19 protein-coding genes are annotated in these 23,934 nt (G+C 72.6%); 10 read left to right on the top strand and 9 right to left on the bottom strand.

Annotated elements, in window-relative coordinates; all coding sequences use genetic code 11:
* Nucleotides 1-9: 9 nt before the first annotated feature.
* Nucleotides 10-1,287: a class I SAM-dependent RNA methyltransferase gene (locus N8K70_RS05620; RefSeq protein ID WP_317140623.1), complete on the bottom strand. Its 1,278-nt coding sequence runs from the start codon at nt 1,285-1,287 to the stop codon at nt 10-12.
* Between the two features lie 47 nt (nt 1,288-1,334).
* Here N8K70_RS05620 and N8K70_RS05615 point away from each other — a divergent pair, with 47 nt between their 5' ends.
* On the top strand, nt 1,335-1,988 hold the full coding sequence (locus N8K70_RS05615; protein ID WP_317140622.1) for a Maf family protein: 654 nt from the start codon (nt 1,335-1,337) through the stop codon (nt 1,986-1,988).
* A gap of 112 nt (nt 1,989-2,100) precedes the next feature.
* The gene (locus tag N8K70_RS05610) at nt 2,101-3,870 is read left to right on the top strand and encodes an acetyl/propionyl/methylcrotonyl-CoA carboxylase subunit alpha (RefSeq protein ID WP_317140621.1); all 1,770 of its coding nucleotides are present in this window, start codon (nt 2,101-2,103) and stop codon (nt 3,868-3,870) included.
* A 12-nt stretch (nt 3,871-3,882) separates the two neighbouring features.
* Here the strand turns inward: N8K70_RS05610 and N8K70_RS05605 are convergent, their stop codons facing one another.
* On the bottom strand, nt 3,883-5,322 hold the full coding sequence (locus N8K70_RS05605) for an NAD(P)H-quinone dehydrogenase (RefSeq protein WP_317140620.1): 1,440 nt from the start codon (nt 5,320-5,322) through the stop codon (nt 3,883-3,885).
* A 62-nt stretch (nt 5,323-5,384) separates the two neighbouring features.
* Between N8K70_RS05605 and N8K70_RS05600 the strand changes: the two genes are divergently transcribed.
* Genes N8K70_RS05600 through N8K70_RS05590 form a run of 3 tightly spaced genes read left to right on the top strand, consistent with a single transcriptional unit; the run spans nt 5,385 to nt 8,118 of the window.
* Entirely contained in the window at nt 5,385-6,215 is an 831-nt protein-coding gene (locus N8K70_RS05600; protein ID WP_317140619.1) for a purine-nucleoside phosphorylase, read from the top strand.
* Nucleotides 6,215-7,870: a phospho-sugar mutase gene (locus N8K70_RS05595; RefSeq protein ID WP_317140618.1), complete on the top strand. Its 1,656-nt coding sequence runs from the start codon at nt 6,215-6,217 to the stop codon at nt 7,868-7,870. The genes N8K70_RS05600 and N8K70_RS05595 overlap by 1 nt, the downstream gene beginning before the upstream one ends.
* Complete coding sequence (locus N8K70_RS05590; protein WP_317140617.1) at nt 7,867-8,118, top strand: HPr family phosphocarrier protein; 252 nt, start codon at nt 7,867-7,869, stop codon at nt 8,116-8,118. Before N8K70_RS05595 ends, N8K70_RS05590 begins: the two co-directional genes overlap by 4 nt.
* A gap of 91 nt (nt 8,119-8,209) precedes the next feature.
* On the opposite strand, the gene N8K70_RS05585 is transcribed toward N8K70_RS05590, so the two are convergent.
* The 7 genes from N8K70_RS05585 to N8K70_RS05555 form a co-directional block, all read right to left on the bottom strand.
* Nucleotides 8,210-9,424: an aminotransferase-like domain-containing protein gene (locus N8K70_RS05585; RefSeq protein WP_317140616.1), complete on the bottom strand. Its 1,215-nt coding sequence runs from the start codon at nt 9,422-9,424 to the stop codon at nt 8,210-8,212.
* 35 nt (nt 9,425-9,459) lie between these two features.
* Complete coding sequence (locus tag N8K70_RS05580; RefSeq protein WP_317140615.1) at nt 9,460-11,088, bottom strand: ABC transporter ATP-binding protein; 1,629 nt, start codon at nt 11,086-11,088, stop codon at nt 9,460-9,462.
* 41 nt (nt 11,089-11,129) lie between these two features.
* Nucleotides 11,130-12,005, bottom strand: coding sequence for an ABC transporter permease (locus N8K70_RS05575; protein ID WP_317140614.1), 876 nt, complete (start codon nt 12,003-12,005; stop codon nt 11,130-11,132).
* Nucleotides 12,002-13,039, bottom strand: coding sequence for an ABC transporter permease (locus N8K70_RS05570; RefSeq protein ID WP_317140613.1), 1,038 nt, complete (start codon nt 13,037-13,039; stop codon nt 12,002-12,004). The genes N8K70_RS05575 and N8K70_RS05570 overlap by 4 nt, the downstream gene beginning before the upstream one ends.
* A gap of 52 nt (nt 13,040-13,091) precedes the next feature.
* Nucleotides 13,092-14,738, bottom strand: coding sequence for an ABC transporter substrate-binding protein (locus N8K70_RS05565; RefSeq protein ID WP_317140612.1), 1,647 nt, complete (start codon nt 14,736-14,738; stop codon nt 13,092-13,094).
* A 40-nt stretch (nt 14,739-14,778) separates the two neighbouring features.
* Entirely contained in the window at nt 14,779-16,185 is a 1,407-nt protein-coding gene (locus N8K70_RS05560; protein WP_317140611.1) for an FAD-binding oxidoreductase, read from the bottom strand.
* Nucleotides 16,186-16,329: 144 nt separating this feature from the next.
* The gene (locus N8K70_RS05555; protein ID WP_317140610.1) at nt 16,330-18,252 is read right to left on the bottom strand and encodes a BglG family transcription antiterminator; all 1,923 of its coding nucleotides are present in this window, start codon (nt 18,250-18,252) and stop codon (nt 16,330-16,332) included.
* Nucleotides 18,253-18,396: 144 nt separating this feature from the next.
* On the opposite strand from N8K70_RS05555, the gene N8K70_RS05550 reads away from it, so the two are divergent.
* The 5 genes from N8K70_RS05550 to N8K70_RS05530 are packed head-to-tail and all read left to right on the top strand — an operon-like array spanning nt 18,397 to nt 23,888.
* Nucleotides 18,397-18,720 (top strand): PTS sugar transporter subunit IIB, encoded by a 324-nt coding sequence (locus tag N8K70_RS05550; RefSeq protein WP_317140609.1) that lies wholly within the window; start codon nt 18,397-18,399, stop codon nt 18,718-18,720.
* Between the two features lie 16 nt (nt 18,721-18,736).
* Nucleotides 18,737-19,012 (top strand): HPr family phosphocarrier protein, encoded by a 276-nt coding sequence (locus N8K70_RS05545; RefSeq protein WP_317140608.1) that lies wholly within the window; start codon nt 18,737-18,739, stop codon nt 19,010-19,012.
* 5 nt (nt 19,013-19,017) lie between these two features.
* Complete coding sequence (gene ptsP / locus N8K70_RS05540; protein WP_317140607.1) at nt 19,018-20,673, top strand: phosphoenolpyruvate--protein phosphotransferase; 1,656 nt, start codon at nt 19,018-19,020, stop codon at nt 20,671-20,673.
* A 36-nt stretch (nt 20,674-20,709) separates the two neighbouring features.
* Complete coding sequence (locus N8K70_RS05535; protein ID WP_317140606.1) at nt 20,710-22,737, top strand: PTS mannitol transporter subunit IICBA; 2,028 nt, start codon at nt 20,710-20,712, stop codon at nt 22,735-22,737.
* Complete coding sequence (locus N8K70_RS05530) at nt 22,734-23,888, top strand: mannitol-1-phosphate 5-dehydrogenase (protein ID WP_317140605.1); 1,155 nt, start codon at nt 22,734-22,736, stop codon at nt 23,886-23,888. The genes N8K70_RS05535 and N8K70_RS05530 overlap by 4 nt, the downstream gene beginning before the upstream one ends.
* Nucleotides 23,889-23,934 lie beyond the last annotated feature (46 nt).

The following is a 23,934-nucleotide window of genomic DNA, read 5'->3' as shown; positions in this document are numbered from 1 at the left end:
GGCACGGCGTCACGCGCGCCGGAGCACCGCGATCGCCTCGGAGTGATGCGAGTTCGGGAAGAGGTCGAACGCCCTGACGCGGTCGGTCGTGTAGCCGTGGGCGCGGAAGAGCCCCACGTCGCGCGCGAGGGCGACCGGGTCGCACGCGACGTAGACGACGGCCTCCGGGCCGAGCTCGGCGACCCCGTCGACGACCTCGCGTCCCGCTCCCGCCCGAGGCGGATCGAGCAGCGTGACGCCGCGGCGGATGGCGGCCCTGTCGGCCGCGTCGGCGTGCGCGGCGACGCCGGCGAGCCATCGTTCCGCGCGAGCCGTCACCGCCTCCGCACGGGGATGGCGCTCGAGGTTCTCCTGCGCGTGGCGGGTCGCCCGCGCCGACGACTCGACCGTGGTGACGCGGACGTCGCCGTCCGCCGACGAGGCGATGGCGTCGGCGAAGAGCCCCACCCCGCCGTAGAGGTCGAGGTGCCAGGCGTCTGCGGCGACTCCCCCCGGCGCGATGTCGCGAAGGCGCTCGCGCACGGCCCGGTGCAGCACGCCCGCGGCGAGCCGGTGCACCTGCCAGAAGCCCTCGGCGTCCACGCGGAAGGCGCGGTCGCCGACCCTCTCGATCACCGGCTCGGGCTCGGGCCGCGCCGGCGGGCGGAGACGACCGCGGCGCAGGCGCTCGGGCCGCCTGATGACGCGGACCTCTCCGTCGGAGGGCTGCACGAGATCGATGCGCCCCTCCCGCTCACGGCCCAGCGCCAGAGCAGCGGCCTCGATGGACGCCGTGGCGAGCGGATGCGAGCCGACGTCGACGACCCGGTGACTGCGCGCGGCGAACGGGCCGACGCGTCCCTCGTCGTCGACGTGTAGGCCCACGCGCGTGCGCCAGCGGGTGCCGTCGCCGGTCTCGAGCTCGCCGTCGAGCGCCGGGGCCTCGATCGATGCCTCGACCCCGCCGCCGGCGAAGCGCTCGAACGCCTCCTCCAGCACCCGGAGCTTGAGCGCGCGCTGATGGGAGAGCTCGATGTGCCCCAGGTCGGCGCCTCCGACGCGGTCCGCGGGCGCGCGCTCGATGTCCGCCTCGCGCCAGACGTGCGCCCGCCGGTGCGGCGACGCGTCGAGGACGTCGAGCGCCTCGGCGCGCGCGAAGCTCTTCTTCACCTCCACGACCCTGGCGCGGATGCGTTCGCCGGGGACCGCGTCGGGGACGAAGACGACCCGCCCCTCGTGCCGCGCCACGAACACGCCGCCGTGCGCGATCCCTGTCACCTCGAGCTCGAGGACGTCTTCGCTCTGCATCCCTCCATCGTCCCATCCCATCCCGTCGGATCGCCTAGCGTGGAGTCATGCAGGTCTGCCTCGCCTCGACGTCCCCCGCACGCCTCATGCTTCTCCGGCAGGCGGGGGTCGAGCCGCACGTCCTCGCGCCCGAGGTCGACGAGGACGCCGTGATCGCCGAGGAGGAGCGGCGCGAGGGGCGCGTCCTCCCGCCGCATGAGCACGTGCGTCTCCTCGCCCGGCGCAAGGCGTCGGACGTCGCGGAGCGGGTGGGCGCCGAGCATCCCGGCTTCGACGGCGTCGTCGTCGGCGGCGACTCGATGTTCGCGCTCGACGGCGAGATCTTCGGCAAGCCGCACACCGCGGAGGCCGCGACCGCCCGCTGGCGGGACATGCGCGGACGGACGGGCGTGCTCCACTCGGGCCACAGCGTCTTCCGCGTGCGCGAGGGATGGCCGCCCGTCGAGGCGCACGCCACGGCCGAGGCCTCGGTCTCCTTCGCCGCCGACGTCTCCGAGGCGGAGATCGCCGCGTACGTCGCGACCGGCGAGCCGCTGCTGGTGGCGGGCGCGTTCACCGTCGACAGCCTGGGAGGCGCGTTCATCGAGCGCATCGAGGGCGACCCGTCGACGGTCGTCGGCATGTCGCTCTCGACGCTGCGACGCCTCGTGCGCGAGCTCGGCGTGCCCTGGCCCTCGCTGTGGAACCGCATCCCGGACTGAATCGTGCGCCGCAGGCGCAGCGGACGACTCGTAGACATCAGTGCATGTTCCTCGACGCAGTTTGTGAGGGTCACGCAAAAGCCAGCCCGCCCTCCTGACTAGTCTGGAAGCCATGCCTGCCATCGCCAAGGTGCTCATCGCGAACCGCGGCGAGATCGCCGTCCGCATCGCCCGCGCAGCCCGCGACTCCGGGATCGCCTCCGTCGCCGTCTACGCGGACCAGGATCGAGACGCCCTCCACACCCGCCTCGCCGACGAGGCGTACGCGCTCGAAGGGTCCACGAGCGCCGAGACCTACCTGCACATCGAGAAGATCCTCTCCGTCGCCCGCCGCGCCGGAGCCGACGCCGTCCATCCCGGCTACGGGTTCCTCGCCGAGAACGCCGGCTTCGCCCGCGCCGTCCAGGAGGCGGGACTCGTCTGGATCGGGCCGTCGCCCGAGGCGATCGAGGCACTCGGCGACAAGGTCACGGCGCGCCACGTCGCCGAGAAGGTCGGCGCTCCCCTCGCGCCCGGCACCCCCGGCCCCGTCGACACGGCGGAGGAGGTCGTCGCGTTCGCCGAGACGGCCGGGCTCCCCATCGCGATCAAGGCCGCCTACGGCGGAGGAGGACGCGGGCTGAAGGTGGCCCGCACCGTCGACGAGATCCCCGAGATGTTCGACTCGGCCACGCGCGAGGCGATCGCGGCGTTCGGCCGCGGCGAGTGCTTCGTCGAGAAGTACCTCGACAGGCCCCGGCACGTCGAGACCCAGTGCCTCGCCGATGCGGAGGGCAACGTCGTCGTCGTGTCCACGCGCGACTGCTCGCTCCAGCGTCGCCACCAGAAGCTCGTCGAGGAGGCCCCGGCGCCGTTCCTCACCGACGCGCAGAACGCCGTCCTGTACAGCGCGTCGAAGGCCATCCTGCGCGAGGTCGGCTACACGGGCGCCGGAACCTGCGAGTTCCTCATCGGCGCGGACGGCACGATCTCGTTCCTCGAGGTGAACACGCGCCTGCAGGTCGAGCACCCCGTCTCCGAGGAGGTGACGGGCATCGACCTCGTGCGCGAGCAGTTCCGCATCGCCGCGGGCGGCACGCTGGGGTACGACGACCCGCAGCCGCAGGGGCACTCGTTCGAGTTCCGCATCAACGGCGAGGACCCCGGCCGCGGATTCCTGCCCCAGCCCGGCCCGATCAACGTCTTCAAGACCTTCGGCGGCCCCGGCATCCGCCTCGACTCCGGCGTGACCGCCGGCGACGAGGTGTCCGGCGCCTTCGACTCGCTGCTGGCGAAGATCGTCGTCACGGGCCGCACGCGCGAGGAGGCGCTGGAGCGGTCGCGCCGCGCGCTCGACGAGTTCGAGGTCGCCGGCATGCCCACCGTGCTGCCGTTCCATCGCAAGGTCGTCCGCGACCCGGCGTTCACGGCCGGAGACGGCGTGTTCGGCGTGTACACCCGCTGGATCGAGACGGAGTTCGACAACGACATCCCGCCGTGGGACGGCGAGCTGGCGGCCCCCCGCCCCGAGCAGCCGCGCCACACGGTCGTCGTCGAGGTGAACGGCAAGCGGCTCGAGGTGAGCATCCCCGACCGCGTCACCGCGCCCGAGGGCGCGGCCGGCCGTCCGGCGGCCGTGCCGCCGTCGCGCCGCAGCCACGCGCCCGGCGCCGCCACCGCGGGAGCCTCGGGCGATGCGCTGACCTCTCCCATGCAGGCGACCGTCGTGAAGGTGGCCGTCGAGGAGGGTCAGCAGGTCGTCAAGGGCGACCTCGTCGTCGTGCTCGAGGCGATGAAGATGGAGCAGCCGCTGCACGCGCACAAGGACGGGCGCATCGGCGGGATCGACGCGTCACCCGGCGCCACCGTGGGCGCAGGCCACCGGCTCCTGCTGATCGCCTGACCGCCTCCCGCGTCAGCCGCGGGGGTCGACGTGGTGCAACGCGCGGGCCGCGTCCGTGATCGAGCCCGCGAGCGAGGGGTAGGCCGCGAACACGCGCGCGACCTGGTCGACCGTGAGCCGGCGCTCGACGGCGATCGAGATCGGGTAGATGAGCTCCGACGCCTTGGGGGCGACGATCACGCCGCCGACGATCGTCCCCGAGCCCTCGTGGGCGAACAGCTTGACGAAGCCGTCCCTGATCCCCATCATCTTGGCGCGCGCGTTCGAGGCCAGGGGGAGCTTGTAGACCTCGGCGTGCACCGATCCGTCGTCGACCGAGGGCTGCGTCCATCCGACGGTCGCGATCTCGGGGCTCGTGAAGATGTTCGAGGCGATCTTGTGGGGGTCGAACGGGATGGCGACGTCGCCCATCGCATGGAACACCGCGGTGCGGCCGAGCATGGAGGCGACGGAGGCGAGCGGCATCATCGTCGTGCAGTCGCCGACCGCGTAGACGTTCGGCACGGAGGTGCGGCCCACCTTGTTGACGCGGATGTTCCCGGCGTCGGTCATCTGCACGCCCGCCGCCTCGAGGCCGATGCCCGACGTGTTGGCGACGGATCCGACCGCCATCAGGCAATGGGAGCCCTCCACGACGCGCCCGTCCGACAGCGTGACCGTCACGCGGTCTCCCGTGTTCTCGACCTTCGCGGCCCGCGCCTTCGCGAGCACGGTCATCCCGCCGCGGGTGAAGACGTTCTCGAGCACCTCGGCGGCGTCCTGGTCCTCGCCGGGGAGCACCTGGTCGCGGCTCGAGACGAGCGTCACCTTCGCGCCGAGGTTCATGTACGCCGACGCGAACTCCGCTCCCGTGACGCCCGAGCCGACGACGACCAGGTGCTCGGGGACCGCGTCGATGTCGTAGAGCTGCTTCCACGTGAGGATGCGCTTCCCGTCGGGCTTCGCCGCCGGGAGCTCACGGGGCGACGCGCCGACCGAGACGACGATCGTGTCCGCCTCGACGCGGTCGAACTCCGTGCCGCCGGGGCCCGTCGAGACGACGATGGCCTCGTCGCCCTCGAGACGGCCGTGACCGGAGATGATCTTGACGCCGGCCTCGATGAGCTGCGCGCGCATGTCCTCCGACTGCTGTCCGGCCAGGGCCAGCAGCCGCTTGTTGATCGCCAGGAGGTTGATCGCCACCTCCGGCTTGAGCGGCTTGCCGTCGCCGCCCTTGGCGTAGAACTGCACGCCCAGCTCCCCGGCGTCGGCGATCGACTGCGCCGCGTCCGCGGTCGCGATGAGGGTCTTCGAGGGGACCACGTCGGTGAGGACGGCGGAGCCCCCGACGCCCGTGCTCTCCACGAGGGTCACGTCGGCGCCGAGCTGGGCGCCTGCGAACGCCGCCTCGTAGCCGCCGGGGCCGCCTCCCAGAATGGCGATGCGCTGGGTCCGCTCGAAGTCAAAGGCCATGCGCCCATTCTCCCCCAGCGGCGCACGACCGTCTGACAGGGGCCGGTCGTTATGCTCGTGCCATGACTCTGGAAGGCGCCCACCCGCTCGATCCGCCCGCCGATCCCTTCGAGGTCGCCGCCCGCGCCGCCGCGGACATCGCGCGGCTCACCGGCGTCGAGCGGCACGACGTCGCCGTCACCCTCGGCAGCGGCTGGGGCAAGGCGGCCGAGCTCATCGGCGAGACGATCGCGTCCGTCCCCGCCACCGAGGTCACGGGCTTCTCGAGGCCGGCGCTCGAGGGCCACGTCGGGACCCTGCGCAGCGTCCGCACGCCGGCGGGCGCGCACGTGCTCGTCATCGGCGCGCGCACCCACTACTACGAGGGGCACGGCGTCCGCCGCGTCGTGCACAGCGTGCGCACGGCCGCCGCGGCCGGGGCGGAGGTCATGGTCCTCACCAACGGCGCCGGCGGGATCAGGGACACCTGGCGCGCCGGGCAGCCCGTGCTCATCAGCGACCACATCAACCTCACGGCCGACTCGCCGCTCGAGGGCGCGACCTTCGTCGACCTCACCGATCTGTACTCCCGGCGCCTGCGCGATGTCGCGCTGTCGGTCGACGCCTCGCTCGACAGCGGCGTGTACTGCCAGTTCCGCGGACCCCACTACGAGACGCCGGCCGAGGTGCGGATGGCCCGCGCCATCGGCGGCGACATCGTGGGGATGTCGACGGCCCTCGAGGCCATCGCCGCCCGCGAGGCGGGGATGGAGGTGCTCGGCTTCTCCCTCATCACGAACCTCGCCGCCGGCATCTCGCCCGACCCGCTCAGCCACGCCGAGGTCATCGAGGCGGGGCGTGCCGCGGAGGGCCGCATCTCGGCCCTCCTCGCCGAGGTCGTCGGGAGGCTCTGATGGACGTCATCGCGCAGGCGAGGGACTGGATCGCCCAGGACCCGGATCCGGTGACGCGGGAGGAGCTCTCGACGATCGTCGACGCGGCCGCAGGGGGCGACGCGCGGGCCGCAGCCGACCTCGCCGCCCGCTTCGCCGGCCGGCTCGCGTTCGGCACGGCCGGTCTCCGCGGCGAGCTCGGCGCCGGGCCGCTGCGCATGAACCGCGTGCTCGTCGCGCAGGCGGCGGCGGGCTTCGCGGCGTACCTCTCCGCGAGAGCGGCGGACGGCGTGCGGCCCACGGTCGTCGTCGGGTACGACGGACGCCGCAACTCCGAGGCGTTCGCCCGCGACTCCGCCGAGCTCTTCGCCGGCGCCGGGCTGCGCGCCGTGCTGCTCCCCCGCCTCCTGCCGACGCCCGTGCTGGCGTTCGCGGTGCGCCATCTCGGCGCCGACGCGGGGGTCATGGTCACGGCGAGCCACAACCCGCCGAACGACAACGGCTACAAGGTCTACCTCGGCGGGGCCGACGAGGGGGCGCAGATCGTCTCGCCTGCCGACGGGGAGATCGCCGCGCACATCCGGCGGGTGGCCGACGCGCGGCGCGTTCCCGACCTGCCGCGGTCGGACGCCTACGAGATCGGCGACGAGGGGATCGTCGACGCCTACCTCGCCGCGACGACGGTCGTGGCCCCCGCCCCCGCGTCCGCGGAGGGACTGCGGTGGGTCTACACGGCCATGCACGGCGTGGGCTGGGAGACGTTCTCGCGCATCGTCGAGCGGGCGGGCTATCCCGCGCCGACCCCCGTGATCGAGCAGATCGACCCCGATCCGGCGTTCCCCACGGTCGCCTTCCCGAACCCCGAGGAGCCCGGGGCGATGGACCTGTCCTTCGCGACGGCGCGCGCGTCCGGCGCGGAGCTCGTCCTCGCGAACGACCCCGACGCCGACCGTCTCGCGGTGGGCGTGCCGGCGCCGGACGGATGGCGCCGCCTGACGGGGAACGAGATCGGGCTGCTCCTCGGCTGGCGCGCCGCGCAGGCGGCTCGGGGCGTCCCCGGCGCCGCGCTCGCCTGCTCCCTCGTCTCCTCGCCGGGTCTCGGCGTCATCGCCGAGCGGCACGGCCTGGAGCTGCGCACCACGCTCACGGGCTTCAAGTGGATCGCGCGCGCCCCGGGCATCGTCTACGGCTTCGAGGAGGCCCTCGGGTACCTCGTGAACCCGGACACCGTGCGCGACAAGGATGGCATCTCCGCCGCGGTGGCCGTGCTCGGCCTCGCCGCCGAGGCGCGAGGGCGCGGCACGACGCTCCTCGGACTGCTGGAGGAGCTCGCGGCCGAGATCGGCCACTTCGCGAGCGGGCAGGTCTCCATCCGCGTGGACGACCTCTCGGTCATCGGCCGGATCACGGGCGCCCTGCGCGCACAGCCTCCGGAGAGGTTCGGCGGGCGAGCCGTGGACCGCGCGGAGGATCTGCTGCGCCCCGCGGACCGCGGCCCGTCGGGCGACATCCTGCGCTACACGCTCGACGACGGCTCGCGCGTCATCGTGCGCCCGAGCGGCACCGAGCCGAAGCTGAAGACGTACCTCGACGTGCGCGGCGAGTCGGCGGAGGACGCGGCGGCGCGGCTGTCGGCGCTCGACGCCGCCGTCCGCGACCTCGTCGACCGGCTGTGACGGCGGGACGCCGCGTCGTCGTCGCCGCGCCGCTCGGTCTCCACGCGCGTCCCGCCGCCGACATCGCGAAGCGCGTGCGGGACTCCTCCTCGCGCCTGACGATCGTGTCGGAGGACGGGCGGCGGGCCGACGCCGCCAGCGTGATCGCGCTCATGACCCTCGACGTGCGCCGAGGAGACACCGTCCGCCTGGAGCCCCCGGACGATCCGCTGCTCGACGCCGTCGAGCGCATCCTCACCGGCGGCTGAGCGCGCCTCCTCCCGTTTGTGGGGGGAAAGTGTCGTTTTCCCGGTCGGGAAAGCGGCGTTTCCCCCCACGGACGGGCGGCGAGCCGGCCGCTCAGCCCCCCGTCTGCCGGCGCAGCGCGCGGCCGATGCGCACGGCCGCCTCGCGCAGGACGTCCTCGTCCTTGTCCCCGAAGGCGAACCGCAGTCGCCGGCCGGCGTCCGTGCCCGGTCCCGAGGGGAAGAACGAGCCGCGCTGGTACTCGATCCCCTCGGCGCTCGCGTCGGTCGCGAGCCGGTCGGCGTCGACGGCGTCGTCGCGCAGGCGCGGCCAGAGGAACAGGCCTCCCTCGGGCGCATCGATCTCGAACGCCCCCGGCGCCTCCTGCTCGAGGGCCGCGGCGAAGACGTCGGACCGGCTGCGGTACAACGCCCTGGCGCGGTCGAGCGTCGTGTCGAAGAGACCGGGATCGGAGGTCAGCAGCTCGGCGACGACGGCCTGCACGAGCGTCGAGCTGTGGGAGTCCTGCCGCGTGCGCAGGGCGAGGACGTCGGGGGCGAGCTCCTCCGGCAGCACGAGCCATCCGAGCCGCAGTCCCGGGCCCAGCGTCTTGGTGAACGTGTTCACGTGCAGGACGTGGCTCGAGGTGTTGAAGGGCTCCGCGCTCACCGGCTCGCCGCGGAAGCGCAGCTCGCGGTAGGGGTTGTCGGCGAGGACGACGAACCCGTAGCGCTCGGCGAGGCGGACCAGCTCGACGCGGGCGTCGAGGGGCAGCGTCCCCTGCGAGGGGTTGTGGAAGTCGGGGACGGTGTAGAGGGCCGCCGGGCGCTCGCCCGCGCGCAGCAGGTCGCCGAGGTGCTCGACGTCGAGGCCGTGCCGTCCGACCGGGACGGGGAGGATCCGCGCGTCCGCGAGCTCCGCTCCGCGGAGGAGGAGCGGGAAGACGGGGTTGTCGACGGCGATGAGCGCGCCGCGCTCCACGAACGCCTGGATGCCGAGCGAGAGGCCGTGGAACCCGCCGTTCGTGACGAGGACCCGGGAGGAGGGGACGCCCTCGCGCGCCGCGATCCACTCGCGCAGCGCGGGGATCCCCGGCGTGCGCGAGTACTGCAGCGCGGGGACGCCGGGCTCGGAGAGCACGCGCACGGTCGCCGCGGCGATCTCCTCGGCGGGGAGCACAGCGGGGTCGGGGATGCCCCCGAGCAGCTCGATCGCGTCGGGACGCCTGTCGCGCAGCGTCTGGTCGCCGAACCCCTTCGGCTCGGAGAGCGCCTCGACGAGGGCGGGCCGCGTGCGCGGGCGGTCGACGAGCGTCTGGTCGTTGGTCATGATGCTCCTTCTTCTGTCGTGCGGACCGATGCGGATCAGCCGGCGTCGATCAGGGTGCGGGCGTGGGCCGCGGGGTCGGGGATGGCCTCGATGAGGGCGCGCGTGTACGGCTGCTCCGGAGACGTGAGCACACGGTCCACCGGGCCGTGCTCGACGATCCGGCCGCGTTGCAGCACCGACACCGTGTCGGCGACCTGCCGGACGAGCGCGAGGTCGTGCGAGACGAAGAGGTACGTCAGGCCGCGCTCGACCTGCAGCCGGACGAGCACGTCGAGGATCTCGGCCTGCACGCTGACGTCGAGCGCCGAGGTCGGCTCGTCGAGCACGATGACGTCGGGCCGCAGCACGAGAGCGCGCGCGATCGCGACGCGCTGACGCTGGCCGCCCGAGAGGTCGGACGGCCGACGGCGCAGCAGACGGTCGGCCAGCCCGACGGAGGCGAGCGCCTCGCGCACCGCCCTCTCGCGCTCCCTCCGGTCGCCGACGCGGTAGCGGTCGAGGGGCTCGCCCACGATCCGGTCGACGCGCCAGGTGGGGTCGAGCGACGTGAACGGGTTCTGGTACACGAGCTGCAGGTGGCGTCGAGGCGTCCGCAGCTCGGACCCGCTTCGGGCGTCGACGCGCTCCCCCGCCACGACGATCTCCCCCGCGTCCGGCTGGTCGAGTCCGAGCAGCAGCCGCACGGTCGTCGTCTTCCCCGAGCCCGACTCCCCGACGAGAGCGTGCGTCGTGCCGGCGGCGACCGAGAACGAGACGTCGTCGACGGCGGTGAAGGGAGCGCCGTCGACGACGAACGTCTTCGTCGCCCCGCGCACCGCGATGCGCTCGACGTCCTCGCCGCGACGCCGAGCGCGCGCCTCGCGGTAGCGGTCGGGGTTGAGCGCGGGCACATCGGCCTGCAGCGCGCGGGCGTAGTCCGAGCTCGGCGCGGCGAAGACCTCCGAGGCGCGTCCCGCCTCCTGCACGACGCCGTCCTTGAGCACGACGAGCGCGTCCGCCCGCTCCGCCGCGATCGCGAGATCGTGCGTGATGAGCAGCAGACCGATGCCGAGGGACGACTGCAGCTCGGACAGCAGGTCGAGGATGCGCTTCTGGATGGTCACGTCGAGCGCGCTCGTCGGCTCGTCGGCCACGATGAGGGCCGGCTCCGGGAGCACGGCCAGCCCGATGAGGACGCGCTGCAGCATGCCGCCGGAGAGCTGGTGCGGATAGGAGCGGAGGACGCGCTCGGGGTCGTCGAGCCCCACCCGCTCGAAGGTGTCGAGGATGCGCCGGCGCCGTTCGGACGCATCGAGCCCCCCGGCGAGCGACGCCGCCTCGTTCGCCTGCGATCCGATGGTGCGGACGGCGTTCAGCGCGTTGGCCGGGTCCTGGGGCACGAAGCCGAGCGATCGGCCGCGCAGCGGCCGGAACCGCCGTTCGGGGAGCGCGAGGACGTCCCGTCCCTCGAACTCGACGCGTCCCCTCGCACGGCCCGTGGCCGCCGGCAGAAGCCGCAGCACGGATCTCGCGATGGTCGACTTGCCGGAGCCGGACTCGCCGATGAGCGCGAGGCTCTCGCCGCGCTCGAGGGAGAACCCGACGTCGGAGACGACCTCCGTCCGGCCGTACGACACGGACAGCCCGTCGACGCGCAGCAGCGGCGCGGATGCCGTTCCCGTCATGAGCGGATTCCCGTCCTCTCGGTTGTGGCGTGCATGACCGTTCAGCCCGTCTTCCTCAGCCAGCGGCTGACGCGGTTCACCGACAGCACCGTCGCGACGATCACGAGCGCCGGGGCGTAGACGAGCCACGGGCTGGAGACCAGATAGTCCTTGCCCGAGGCGACGAGGAGTCCCCAGTCCGAGGCGGGAGGCGGATCTCCGTAGCCGAGGAAGGCCAGGCCCGCGATGACGAGGATCGACGTGCCGAACTGGAGCACGCCCAGGGCCAGCACCGACCGCGACGCGTTCGGCAGGACGTGCCGGGCGAGGATGTGCCACGAGGATCCGCCCTGCAGGGCGGAGGCCTCCACGAACACCGCGCGGCGGACCTTGAGCACCTCCGCGCGCATCACCCTCGCGAAGACGGCGACGGCCGACACCCCCGTGGCGATCGCGGCGTTGATGGTCTGGAAGCCGAGGGAGCTGACGATCACGACGGCGAGGAGGAAGCCGGGTATCGCCAGGAGCACGTCGACGATGCGGGCCAGCACGACGTCGACCCAGCCGCCGAGGAAGCCCGCGAGCAGCCCGATCAGGCCGCCGACGACGACGCCGATCGTCACGGCGACGAGCGCGCTGGTGACCGAGGAGGAGGTTCCGTACACGATGCGGGCGAAGACGTCGCGTCCGAGGTGGTCCGTGCCGAGCCAGTGCGCGCCGCCGGGAGCGAGGAACTTCTCCGAGGTGTCGCCGTTGACGGGGTCGTAGGAGGTGAAGAGCGCCGGCGCGAAGGACCAGGCGACGACGACCAGCAGGACGAGAAGCGACAGGGCGACGGTGGGCGGGAGGCCGCGGATCCGGCTCAGCTCGAAACGGCGCCGCGCGCGAGGGCCGGCCGCGGGGAGGCCGTCGGGCAGTGCGGCGATCGTGGCGGTCATGACGCGCTCACCTGCTCCTTCGCGAGGGGGCCGGATGCCTGCGGGGGCCCGTCCGCGGTGCGGCGTCGGCGACGTGCGACGTGCGGGGACGAGGGCACGATGCTCACGCGGGGGTCGAGCAGCGGATAGACGAGGTCGGCGATGAGGTTGACGACGACGAAGACGGCTGCGGCGAGCGAGACGACGGCCTGCAGGACGGGGAGGTCCTGCGAGGCCACCGCGCTCTGGACGACGCTGCCGACACCGGCCCGGCCGAACACCGCCTCGGTGATGAGCGCACCGCCCAGCAGCTCTCCGACGGTGAGGGCGACGACCGTGACGACGGGCAGCGAGGAGGGCTTGAGCAGGTGGGCGAAGAACAGCCTCGTCCGCCCGAGCCCCCGCGAGCGCGCGACGGAGGCGTACTCCTGCTCCGCCTCGTGGTCGAGACCTGTGATGAGCACCTCGGCGATCTGGGCCGAGACGGGGATGCCCAGTGCCACGGCGGCGAAGAAGGTCGCCCACCCGCTGTTGGGGTCGATCACCGAGAACAGGCCGAGCTGGAACGCGAAGACGTTCAGCAGGAGCAGGCCGATGACGAAGTTCGGGACCGACAGGAAGAGCGCGGGGAAGGAGCGCAGCAGTCCCTGCCCGTAGCGGACCGGGACCCGCTGCGTGCCGTACGCGACGGCGAAGGCGAGCACGATCGCGACGACGAGCGCGGTGCCGGCGAGCGCAAGGGTCGATGGCAGCGCATCGGCGATCGTCCCTGACACGGGAAGGCTCGAGCGCAGCGAGATGCCGAAGTCGCCGACGACGAACCTGCTGAGCGACTCCCACAGCTGCACGTAGACGGGCCGGTCGAGACCGTAGTAGGCCACGATCTGCGCGATCTGCTCCTCCGTGAAGCCGTTCTCGGGATTGCGGAGCGTGCTGGAGACGGGGTCTCCCGGCAGCACGCTGATCACGACGAACGTGAACACGTAGGCGAGAAGGACGACGACGACGGCCTGCGCCAGGCGCCGTAGGGCGTATATCGGGTACGTCGGGTTCATGTCGTCCGTTCCGCCTCCGTGCCCGGCGGCCTGCCGCCGGGCACGGAGCGCGTCAGTCTTCGAGGTAGGCCGTGTAGTAGTTCGCGTAGGCGACGCCGTTGTACGTGACGCCCTGCAGATCGGGGCTCTGCACGTAGATGCGCTGCACGATCTGGGTGACCGGGATGAACAGGCCCTGCTCGAGCACGTATGTCTGCAGCTCGTCGACCGCCTCGGCGCGGAGGTCGGTGTCCGTGGCCTGGGCGATGCGGTCGCGCAGGTCGTTCAGCGTCTCGTCGCTCTCGCCGAGCCCGAACCAGTCCTCTCCGTTGTTCGCGCTGGTCAGGATGCTCGCGACGGTGCCGACGTCGATGAACGAGCGGGTCGTCTCGTACAGCGGGGTGTTCTCGTCGTTCGAGACCTTCTCGGCGTACGTGGAGACGTCGTACTCCTGGACGGAGACGTCCCAGCCGAGCGCGGCGAGCTGCTGCGACACGAGCTCGTCGATCGCGCTCGACGTCGTCAGGTACGGGTTCGGGTAGAGCGTGACCGAGAGCGTCTCGCCGTCCTTCGTGCGTACGCCGTCCGGTCCGAGCTCCCAGCCGGCCTCGTCGAGCAGCTCGGCGGCCTGCTCCGCGTCGTAGGCGAACTCGTCCGAGTGATCGGACGCCTCCGGGACGTTGCTCTGGACGATGCCCTCGGCGGCCTGCCAGTCCTCCGTGTAGACGGTGTCGAGGATCTCCTGGCGGTCGATCGCGTGCTGGAACGACTGCCGCACGAGTGCGTCGTCGAACGGCTCGGCGTTGACGTTCACCCGGTACCCGTTGGTGAACCCGAGGTACCGCGGGATGCCGATCGTGTAGCCCTGGTCGGCGAGGCCGTCGAGCTCGCTCGGCTGGATGTTGTAGATGACCTGCGCCTGTCCAGAGGTCAGCGCACCGATGCGCGTGCTCGCCTCCGACACGAGCTTGTAGGTGATCGAGTCGAGATAGGCGGCATCGGTCCGCCCGAGCGCCTCGGGCCCCCACGCGTAGTCGTCGCGCTTGCTCAGCACGACGTTGTCGCCGTCCGCCCACGACTCGACGACGAAGGGCCCCGAGCCGGAGAAGTTCGACAGATCGGCCTGCTCCTCCTTGGACAGCGCGAGCGTCTCCGGCGAGACGAGGATCGAGCCGTGGTAGCCGAGCGTGGGGATGAACCCGAGCGTGGAGGCGTCGAACGACACCTTCACCGTGGTGTCGTCGACGGCTTCGGCGCCGACGTACGTCTTGGGGAACAGCCCGATCGGGATGATCCCCTTCTCCTCGTCGCCGAACGCCCAGTAGTCGAGGTTCGCCACGACCGCCTCGGCGTCGAGGGCCGTGCCGTCGGAGAAGGTGACGCCCTCCTTCAGATGCAACGTGAACTCGGTCGCATCGTCGTTCTGCTCCCAGCTCTCGGCGACCCAGGGGCTGACGGCGCCCTCTTCGTCGACGTAGACGAGCTTGTCGGTGATCTGGCCCCAGATGTTTCCCTCGTAGCTCGACACCGAGCTCTCGTTGGGCACCCAGCTCGTCCCGAGCGAGTTGATGAGGAAGACGATGTCACCGCCCTCCCTCGAGTCCTCGCCCGAGGCCGACGACGCCTCGTCGGCCTGGCCGGCGCAGCCGGCGACGAGGGCGATGCTCGCCGCGATGCCGAGGGCTGCGGCGAGTGCGCGGCGGGTGCGTCGGTGAGTCATGTGAGGTCTCCTCCGGGGTGGGGGGTGGTGCGGGAACGGTTCAGTAGGCCTTGCCGGGGTTGAGCAGACCCTGGGGGTCCAGGGCGTCCTTCACCGCGCGGTGCGCGTCGATCACCCGATCGGACAGCTCGAGGGCGGCCAGCTCGCGCTTGACGCTGCCGATGCCGTGCTCCCCGGTGACCGTGCCGCCGAGGGAGAGCGCGAGACGGGCGATGTCCTCGAGGGCCTCGTGCAGCGCGGGGTCGGGGTGGGCGGGGTCGCCGCCCTCGGGGATCGTCCGCGTCACGGAGGGATGGAGGTTCCCGTCGCCGGCATGGGCGACGGCGGCGATGCGCACGTCGTGCCGGCGCGCGATCCCGGCGAACGCGGCGTAGACCTCCGGCAGGCGCGACTTCGGCACCGCGACGTCTCCGCCGAGGAACCACTCCCCCTCGTCGATCCCGCGACCGCTGCGGCGCAGCTCCCAGAGGACGGCGCCGTCGGCGTCGCTCTCCGTCCGCACCGCGCCTCCCGCGGCGATCAGCGCCTCCGAGAGCTCCGCGGTCTGCTCGTCGATCCCGAAGCCGTCGAGCTCGACGAGGACGAGCGAGGCCCCCCGCGCGCGCAGGCTCGTCCCGCTGTGACGGTCGATGGAGTCGAGACTGGGCTCGTCGAGGAACTCGACCACGGACGGCCGCACGCGCGTGCGCGTGATGGCGCCGAGAGCCTCCGCGCCCTCCGCGGTGCTCGGGAAGAACGCGGTGACGGTGCGCCGCGCGACGGGGAGCGGGCGCACGCGCACGGTCGCCGCCACGACGATGCCCAGCGTCCCCTCCGAGCCCACGAGGAGCGAGACGAGGTCGTACCCCGTGACGCCCTTGATGGATCGGTGCCCGACCGACACGAGACTGCCGTCGGCGAGCACGACGTCGAGCGCGAGGACGGACTCGCGCGTCACGCCGTACTTCGCGCAGCGCAGGCCGCCGGCGTTCGTGGCGATGTTGCCGCCGATCGAGGAGATCGCGTAGCTCGCCGGATCCGGAGCGTAGAAGAGGCCGTGAGGCGCGAGCACGGCGTTGAGGTCCGCGTTGACGACGCCCGGCTCCACGACGGCGACCTCGTCGCCGGGCGAGACCTCGATGACGCGCGTGAGGCGCTCGGTCGAGAGCACCAGCTGGGCCGCGTCGGCACGCGCGCCGCCCGACAGCCCCGAGCCCGCGCCGCGGGGGACGACGGCGACGCCCGCCGCCGCGGCCGCGCGGACGACCCGCTGCACCTGCTGCGCATCGGCCGGGAAGGCGACGGCCGGACCGGCGCCGACGATCTCGCGGCGGGTGCCCGCGTCGAGCGCGTACGCGGCCGTCTCGGCGCCGGGACGGCGCACCTCGATCTCGGGATGCGAGCCGGCGAGCGCGTCGACGAGCGCGTCGATGCGGGGGGCGGCGTCGACGAGGGGCGAGGCGGGCATACGGGGACCTCCATGCGAGCGGGCCGGGCGGTGCGGGTCGTCGCAACGATGCCGGTCGTGCTCGCCGCGAGTCGAATCGCGCTTAACACGGGCTTCTCATGGAGAAACACGGCGTAATCCCGCCGGGCGGCGGGGCGCGTCGGTTCAGCTGCCGATGATGGCGACGAGCTCGTCGAGGAAGCCGGCGAAGTCTGTGCCCCGGCGGATGATGCGCTGCGCGTTCTCGCGCTCCCCGAACACCTCCACGAACTGCTCGAACACGGTCTGGAACGCCTCGCGGTCGCTCTCGCTGAAGGCCGCCAGCGCGACGACCTGCACGCGGGAGTCGCCCCACGGCACCGGCGAATCGGCGATGCCGATCGCGATCGCGGTGCGCGTGGCCGTCATCCGCAGCGCATGCGGGACGGCGAGCGCGTCGGTGAACGCCGTCGACGACATCCGCTCCCGCTCGATCGCGCCCTCGACGTACGCGTCGTCGATCACGCCGCGCTCGACGAGCATCCCGCCGAGCCGGCGGATGACGCCCTCCTCGCCGTCCGCGCCGTCCAGCCCGCGCGCGAACGCGCCGGCGTCGAAGTAGCGCTCGAGCTCGGCCCGCAGTCGCGAGAGGCGCCTCGCGCGGCGGATGCGCGCGGCCTCCTGGGTGACGCGTTCGACGTCGCCGTCCGTGAGGAAGGGGCGGATGCGCACGATGCGGTCGGAGGGCGTGGGCGGCTCGATCGTGGTGAGCACGAGGTCGGTGGCGATCGCCTTCCAGTCGGGGTCGATGCGGGTGACCACCTCCGTCACCTCCACGGCCTGTCCCAGCGATCGCGTGATGCTCGAGCGCAGCAGCTCGTGCAGCTCGTAGTAGCCCGGGCAGACGATGGTCGCCGTGAGGCGGGTCTCCTCCCGTCTGCCGCGTTCGAGCTCGCCGCCGACGTGCATGGCGATGTAGGCGATCTCGTCGTCGCGGATCGACATGCCCAGCCGCTCGGACAGCTCCCCCGCGATCGACACGGCGACCTCGAAGATCATCGGATACGTCGCCTTGAGGGAGCGCGTGAGCGGATTGCGCGACCATGCCTGCTCCCGAGCCCGGTGCGCGAGGTTCTGCACGTGCAGCGACAGCCGCTCGACGAACTCCTCGCGCTCGAGCGCCACGAGGTACGCGTGCGAGACCCGTGTGACGGCGGCGCGCACGGCCGCGTCGATCACGGGATCGACGCGGCTCGTGCCGAGCGTGCCCGCGCCGGGCACGACGACGCGGGTGAGGAGGAGGGAGGCCAGGTGCATGCGATCGCCCCGGCCCAGGGCGACGCCGAGATCGCTCTCCGCCAGACGGCCGACGACCTCGGCGAACCGCTCCTGCTCGGCGGACGGCTCGTCGTGCACGGTCTCCAACGCCCGACCCTGCCGCGCCCTGTCGACCGCGATCGACACGTGCAGCGTGACGTCCGCGGCGGCGAACTCGTTGACGAAGTACCCGAGACCGCCGAGCTCCGCCGCGAGGTCGGCCTTGAAGCGGCCGAAGGCGTCGCCCGAGACCGACGTCGACCCCGCGACCCGGCGCAGCACCTCGACGTCGAAGGAGCCGTCCTCCATCTCGTCGTGCGCGAGCGAGCTGAGCAGGCGCCGGCGCGCGAGCTCCGATCCGGCGAGCGCGACGCGCGGCCCATGACGCTCGAGGGCGAGCTCGCCCCCCTCGCGCACGAGCGCGCGCACGCGCGCGAGGTCGGACTCGAGGGTCGCATCGCTGACGTGGAGCGCGTCGGCCGTCTCGTGCACGTCGACCCCGTCGTCCGCGTCGATGAGGGCGTGGATGAGACGGTGCAGCCGATCGCGCGGCGACGCCGTCTGCGGCTCGCCGCTCTCCTTCAGGAGCGCGGCTCCGGTCGGATGGACGCGATAGCCTGCGGGCCCCGAGGCGATGACCGGGCGATCGGGGAGGCGCGCGTTGACCGCGGTGACGTACGAGCGGATGCTGCGCGTCGTGACGCCCAAGAGGTCCGACAGGGCGGCCGCCGTCATCCATCCGCCGTCGCGGAGGAGGACCGCGACGAGACGATCCTGGCGCTGACGCGACATCCGCACCTCCTCCGCACGCGCTCACGACAGTCAATCACGGCTGCGATCGCCGGGTTCCCAGCCGCTTTCCGCCCGGGCGGAAGAAAGAGTGGTTGTGAGCGCTCGCCGAGGTCGGAAGGATGAGTAACCAGGAGGCGTCGGTCGATGAGGATCTTGGTGGTGTGCGGTGCGGGTGCATCGAGCACGTTCGTGGCGCATCGCGTCAACCGTGCCGCCGGTGCCGCCGGCCTCGCCTACACGGCCTTCGCGGGCACGCAGCTCTCGCTGCCGATCGATCTCGACTCGGCGGACATCGTGCTCGTGGGGCCGCACCTCACGACATCGCTCGACGCGATCCGCGCTGCGGCGACGCCGCGCGGCGTCGCCGTCGTGCCGTTGCCGGACGACGTCTTCACCGACACGGACGGCACGCGCGTGCTCGCGCTCGTGCGCGCCGTCCCCACCCCGGGTGCGCCCGCATCCGAATGATCCACAAGGAGTCCCCATGCCCGCTGTCACCCGTACCGTGAAGATCGCGTCGTCGCACGGCCTGCACGCACGCCCCGCCAAGCTCTTCGCCGAGGCCGCGAAGAACTCGGGTCTCCCGGTCACGATCGCCAAGGGCGACGGCAAGCCGGTCAACGCCGCGAGCATCCTCGGCGTCATCTCGCTCGGGGCCAACTCCGGCGACGAGGTCACGCTCTCGGTCGAAGGAGACGGCGCGGAGGGCGTGCTCGACGCTCTCGTGACGCAGCTCGAGACCGACACGGACGCCGCGTGATCCTGATGAGCGAGCTCCGCGGCGTCGGCATCGGACAGGGCGTCGCGCACGGCCCGATCGCGCGCATGGCGGCGCGGCTCGAGCCCCCGCGCGACGAGAAGAGCACGAAGACCCCCGATGACGAGAAGGCCGCCGTGGCCGAGGCGGTCGCCGCCGTCGCCGCGGAGCTCAACGCACGCGGCGAGCGCGCCGGCGGCGCCGCTCGCGACGTGCTCGAGGCGCAGGCCATGATGGCCGAGGACCCCACGCTGGAAGAGGGCGTCCACGCCCGCATCGACGCCGGCAGCACGGGAGAGTGGGCCGTGCACGCGGCCTTCGCCGAGTTCGCCGAGACGCTGCAGGCCATGGGCGGCTACCTGGGCGAGCGCGCGGCCGACCTCGCGGACGTCGCGCAGCGCGTCATCGCGCATCTGCGCGGCGTCTCGGCACCCGGCGTCCCCGACCCGGGGCATCCGTTCGTGCTCGTCGCGCCCGACCTCGCCCCCGCCGACACCGTGCTCCTGGACCTCGACAAGGTGCTCGCGGTCGTCACGACCGAGGGCGGCCCGACGTCGCACACGGCGATCCTCGCCGGCGACAAGGGCATCGTCGCGGTCGTGGGAACGGGCGAGACGGACGAGCTCGTCGACGGCGCGACGGTCATCGTCGACGCGGCGTCGGGAGTCGTCACGGTCGACCCGTCGGACGAGCAGCTCGCCGAGGCGGCGGAGCGCGCCGCCGCCCGTGAGGCCGCGGCCTCCGCCCCCGTCACGCCGGGTGCGCTCGCCGACGGCACGCCGGTGCCGCTCCTCGCCAACCTCGGCAATCCCGACGGCGCCGCGGAGGCCGTGGCGCTCGGAGCGGAGGGCGTGGGCCTGTTCCGCACGGAGTTCCTCTTCCTCAGCTCGGAGGAGGCGCCCACGGTGGAGTCGCAGACCGCGTCGTACACGAGGCTGCTCGAGGCGTTCCCGGGGAAGAAGGTCGTCGTGCGCGCCCTCGACGCGGGCGCCGACAAGCCCCTGAAGTTCCTCACCGACGCGGGCGAGGAGAACCCGGCGCTCGGCCGCCGGGGTCTGCGCGCGCTGCGTCACCACGAGGAGGTGCTGCGCGACCAGCTGACGGCGCTCGCGAACGCGGAGGCCGCGACCGACGCGGACCTGTGGGTCATGGCGCCGATGGTCGCGACGGTCGAGGAGGCCGACTACTTCACGCGCATCGCGCGCGAGCACGGCATCAAGACGGCGGGCGTCATGATCGAGGTGCCGTCCGTGGCGCTGCTCGCCGACGCCGTGTTCGAGGTCACCGACTTCGGCTCCGTCGGGACGAACGACCTCGTGCAGTACACGATGGCCGCCGATCGCATGCTCGGCTCCGTCTCGTCGTACCAGGACCCGTGGCACCCGGCCGTGCTCCGCCTCATCGCGGAGATCGGACGCGCGGGGACCCGCCGGGGCAAGCCCGTCGGCATCTGCGGTCAGGCCGCCGCCGATCCGCTGCTGGCGGTCGTGCTCGTCGGGCTCGGCGCGACGACGCTCTCGATGTCGCCGCCCGCTCTCGTCGACGTGCGCGCCGAGCTCAAGAAGCACACCCTCGACGATGCCCGGCGCATCGCCGAGGCGGCCGTCGCGGCCAGCGACGCCGCATCCGCCCGGGCCGCGGCCCAGGCCGCGGCATCCGCCTGATCCCACCGCTCCTTCACAGCAGAAAGAGTCATCACCATGACCGACGCAGCAGCCGGGACGAAGTCGCCCGGCACCCTCCGCGTGGGCGTGCAGAAGTTCGGCACGTTCCTCTCTGGCATGATCATGCCCAACATCTCCGCCTTCATCGCCTGGGGGCTCCTGACGGCGCTCTTCATCGACACCGGCTGGCTCGGGCAGGACGGGCCGATCGTCGCCTGGCAGTGGGCCGACTCCCGCATCCTCGGCGGAGGGATCACTCCTGACGGACAGGAGTGGCTGGGCCTCGTCTCGCCCATCATCACCTATCTCCTGCCGCTGCTGATCGCATTCACGGGCGGACGCATGGTCTACGAGCACCGAGGAGGCGTCGTCGGCGCCGTCGCGGCGTTCGGCGTCATCGTCGGCGCCTCGGGCACCGTCATGTTCCTCGGCGCGATGATCGCGGGTCCCCTCGCCGCGTACATCCTGAAGGTCGTCGAGAAGCCGTGGCAAGGAAGGATCAAAGCCGGCTTCGAGATGCTCGTCGACAACTTCTCGGCGGGCTTCGTGGCCTTCTTCACCGCCCTGGCGGCGTTCTTCTGGCTGGCACCCGTCATGCGCTGGGTCACCGACATCCTCGGCGCGGTCGTGGGCTGGCTCGTCGAGACGGGCCTCCTCCCGCTCGCGAGCATCATCGTCGAGCCGGCGAAGGTACTCTTCCTCAACAACGCCATCAACCACGGCGTCTTCACCCCGATCGGGAGTGAGCAGGCGACCGAGACCGGCCGAAGCCTGCTCTTCCTCGTGGAGGCGAACCCCGGCCCCGGCGCCGGCATGCTGCTCGCGCTGCTCCTCTTCGGCGTCGGCGCCGCGAGGGCCACGGCGCCCGGCGCGCTGGTCATCCAGTTCCTCGGCGGCATCCACGAGGTGTACTTCCCCTACGTGCTCGCGAAGCCCATCCTCATCGTCGGCCTCATCGCCGGCGGCGCGACGGGCGTGCTCACGAACATGATCTTCCAGTCGGGCCTCGTGGCGCCGGCCTCCCCCGGCTCGATCTTCGCGGTGCTCATCCAGACCGCGCCGGGAAGCCACATCGGCGTGATCCTCTCCGTCCTCCTCTCGGCGGCGGTGAGCTTCACGGTGTGCGCGCTGCTGCTGCTCGCCAGCCGCAAGCGCGACCTCGCCGCCGAGGCGGCGGGCACGGACGGCTTCTCGGCCGCGGTCGCGCAGACCGAGGCGAACAAGGGCCGGAAGTCGAGCGTGCTCGGCGGCCTCGCCGGCACCACGGCGGTCGCCACCCGTCCGATCGAGAAGGTCGTCTTCGCATGCGACGCCGGCATGGGATCGTCCGCCATGGGCGCGAGCGTGCTGCGCAACAAGATCAAGCAGGCGGGCATCCAGGGCGTGACGGTCACCAACAAGGCGATCGCGGCGCTCGACGGGTCGGCCGACCTCGTCATCACGCAGGCGCAGCTCACCGACCGCGCGAAGCAGAGGGAGGGCGACGCGGTGCACGTGTCGGTCGACAACTTCATGAACTCGCCGCGGTACGACGAGGTCGTGCAGCTGCTCCTCGAGCAGTCCTCCCCCGCCGAGGACGCCCCGGCCGCCGCTCCTTCCGAGGAGCCCGCCGGCTCGTCCGACGACGGCGTGCTCACCGTCGGGAACGTGCGCATCCACGCCGGGTCCGCGACACGCGAGGAGGCGGTCAAGGAGGCCGCCGACATCCTCGAGAGCGCCGGCGCGGTGACGGGCGCGTACTTCGACGCCATGCTCGCCCGCGAGCAGACCGTGTCGACGTACATGGGCAACGAGCTGGCCATCCCCCACGGCACGAACGAGGCGAAGGACGCCATCCGCGGCTCGGCGCTCTCGGTCGTCCGCTACGACGGCGGCGTCGACTGGGACGGCGACGCGGTGACGTTCGTCGTCGGGATCGCCGGGCAGGGCGACGCCCATCTGACGATCCTGTCGAACGTGGCGGCGCTCTTCTCCGACGACGACCAGGTCGCGAGGCTGAAGGCGGCCTCGACGCCCGAGGAGCTCTTCTCGCTCTTCCAGACCGTCAACGAGGAGCAGGCATGAAGGCCGTCCACTTCGGCGCCGGCAACATCGGGCGCGGCTTCGTCGGGCTCCTGCTGCACGAGGGCGGGTACGAGGTCGTCTTCTCGGACGTCGCCGCTCCCCTCGTCGACGCGCTGAACGACGCCGACGAGTACACGGTGCGCGAGGTCGGGGAAGGCGGGGTCGACCACGTGGTCTCGGGCTTCCGAGCCGTGAACAGCGCGGAGGACCCGCAGGCCGTTGCGGACGAGGTCGCGACGGCGAACGTCGTGACGACCGCCGTCGGGCCGACCGTGCTGCGCTTCATCGCGCCGCACATCCTCTCGGGCCTCGCCCTGCGGGAGCCCGATGCGCCGCCGCTGCAGATCATGGCGTGCGAGAACGCGATCGGCGCGACCGATCAGCTGCGCGCGGAGATCCAGGAGCTCGCGGGCACGAGCTGGGACGCGCTCGTCGGCCGCGCCGTGTTCGCGAACACGGCCGTCGACCGCATCGTCCCCGGTCAGCCGGAGGACGGCGGGATCGACGTCACGGTCGAGCCGTTCTTCGAGTGGGCGATCGAGCGGACGCCGTTCGAGGGAGAGCTGCCGAGCGTCCCCGGCGCGCACTTCGTCGACGATCTCGCGCCGTACATCGAGCGCAAGCTCTTCACGGTGAACACGGGGCACGCGGCGACCGCGTACCACGGCGCCCGCGCGGGGATCGAGAAGATCGCCGACGCCCTCGCCGACGCCTCGGTCGCGGCGTCCGTCGAGGCCGCGCTCGAGGAGACGTCGGCGCTGCTCGCGGCGAAGCACGGCTTCCCCGCCGAGGAGCTCGCCGCCTACCGCGCGACCATCCTCGCCCGGTTCCGGAACCCGGCGCTGCCCGACACCGTGCACCGCGTCGGCCGGCAGCCGCTGCGGAAGCTCTCACGCCACGAGCGCTTCGTCGGGCCCGCCGCAGAGGCGCTCGAGCACGGCCTCGGCGCCTCGGCGCTCGTGTCGGCGATCGCCGCGGCGCTGTGGTTCGACGACGCCGGCGACGAGCAGGCGATCGAGCTGCAGCAGATGCTCGCGGCCCTCGACGCCGAGACGTTCACGGAGCGGGTCACGGGACTGGATGCCGCGCACCCGCTGTTCGCGGCCGTCCGCACGGCCGTCGCCGACCGTCAGGCAGCCGTCGCCGCCTGACCCGCTCGCCGAGAACGCCCCGCCTCCGTCCGCACAGCGCGGGAGG

The organism is Microbacterium sp. AB, assembly GCF_032878875.1.
In the GTDB taxonomy this organism is placed as follows: domain Bacteria; phylum Actinomycetota; class Actinomycetes; order Actinomycetales; family Microbacteriaceae; genus Microbacterium; species Microbacterium betulae.
The sequence above is the reverse complement of the archived record's forward strand: the minus strand, read 5'-3'. Positions and strand labels throughout refer to the sequence as shown.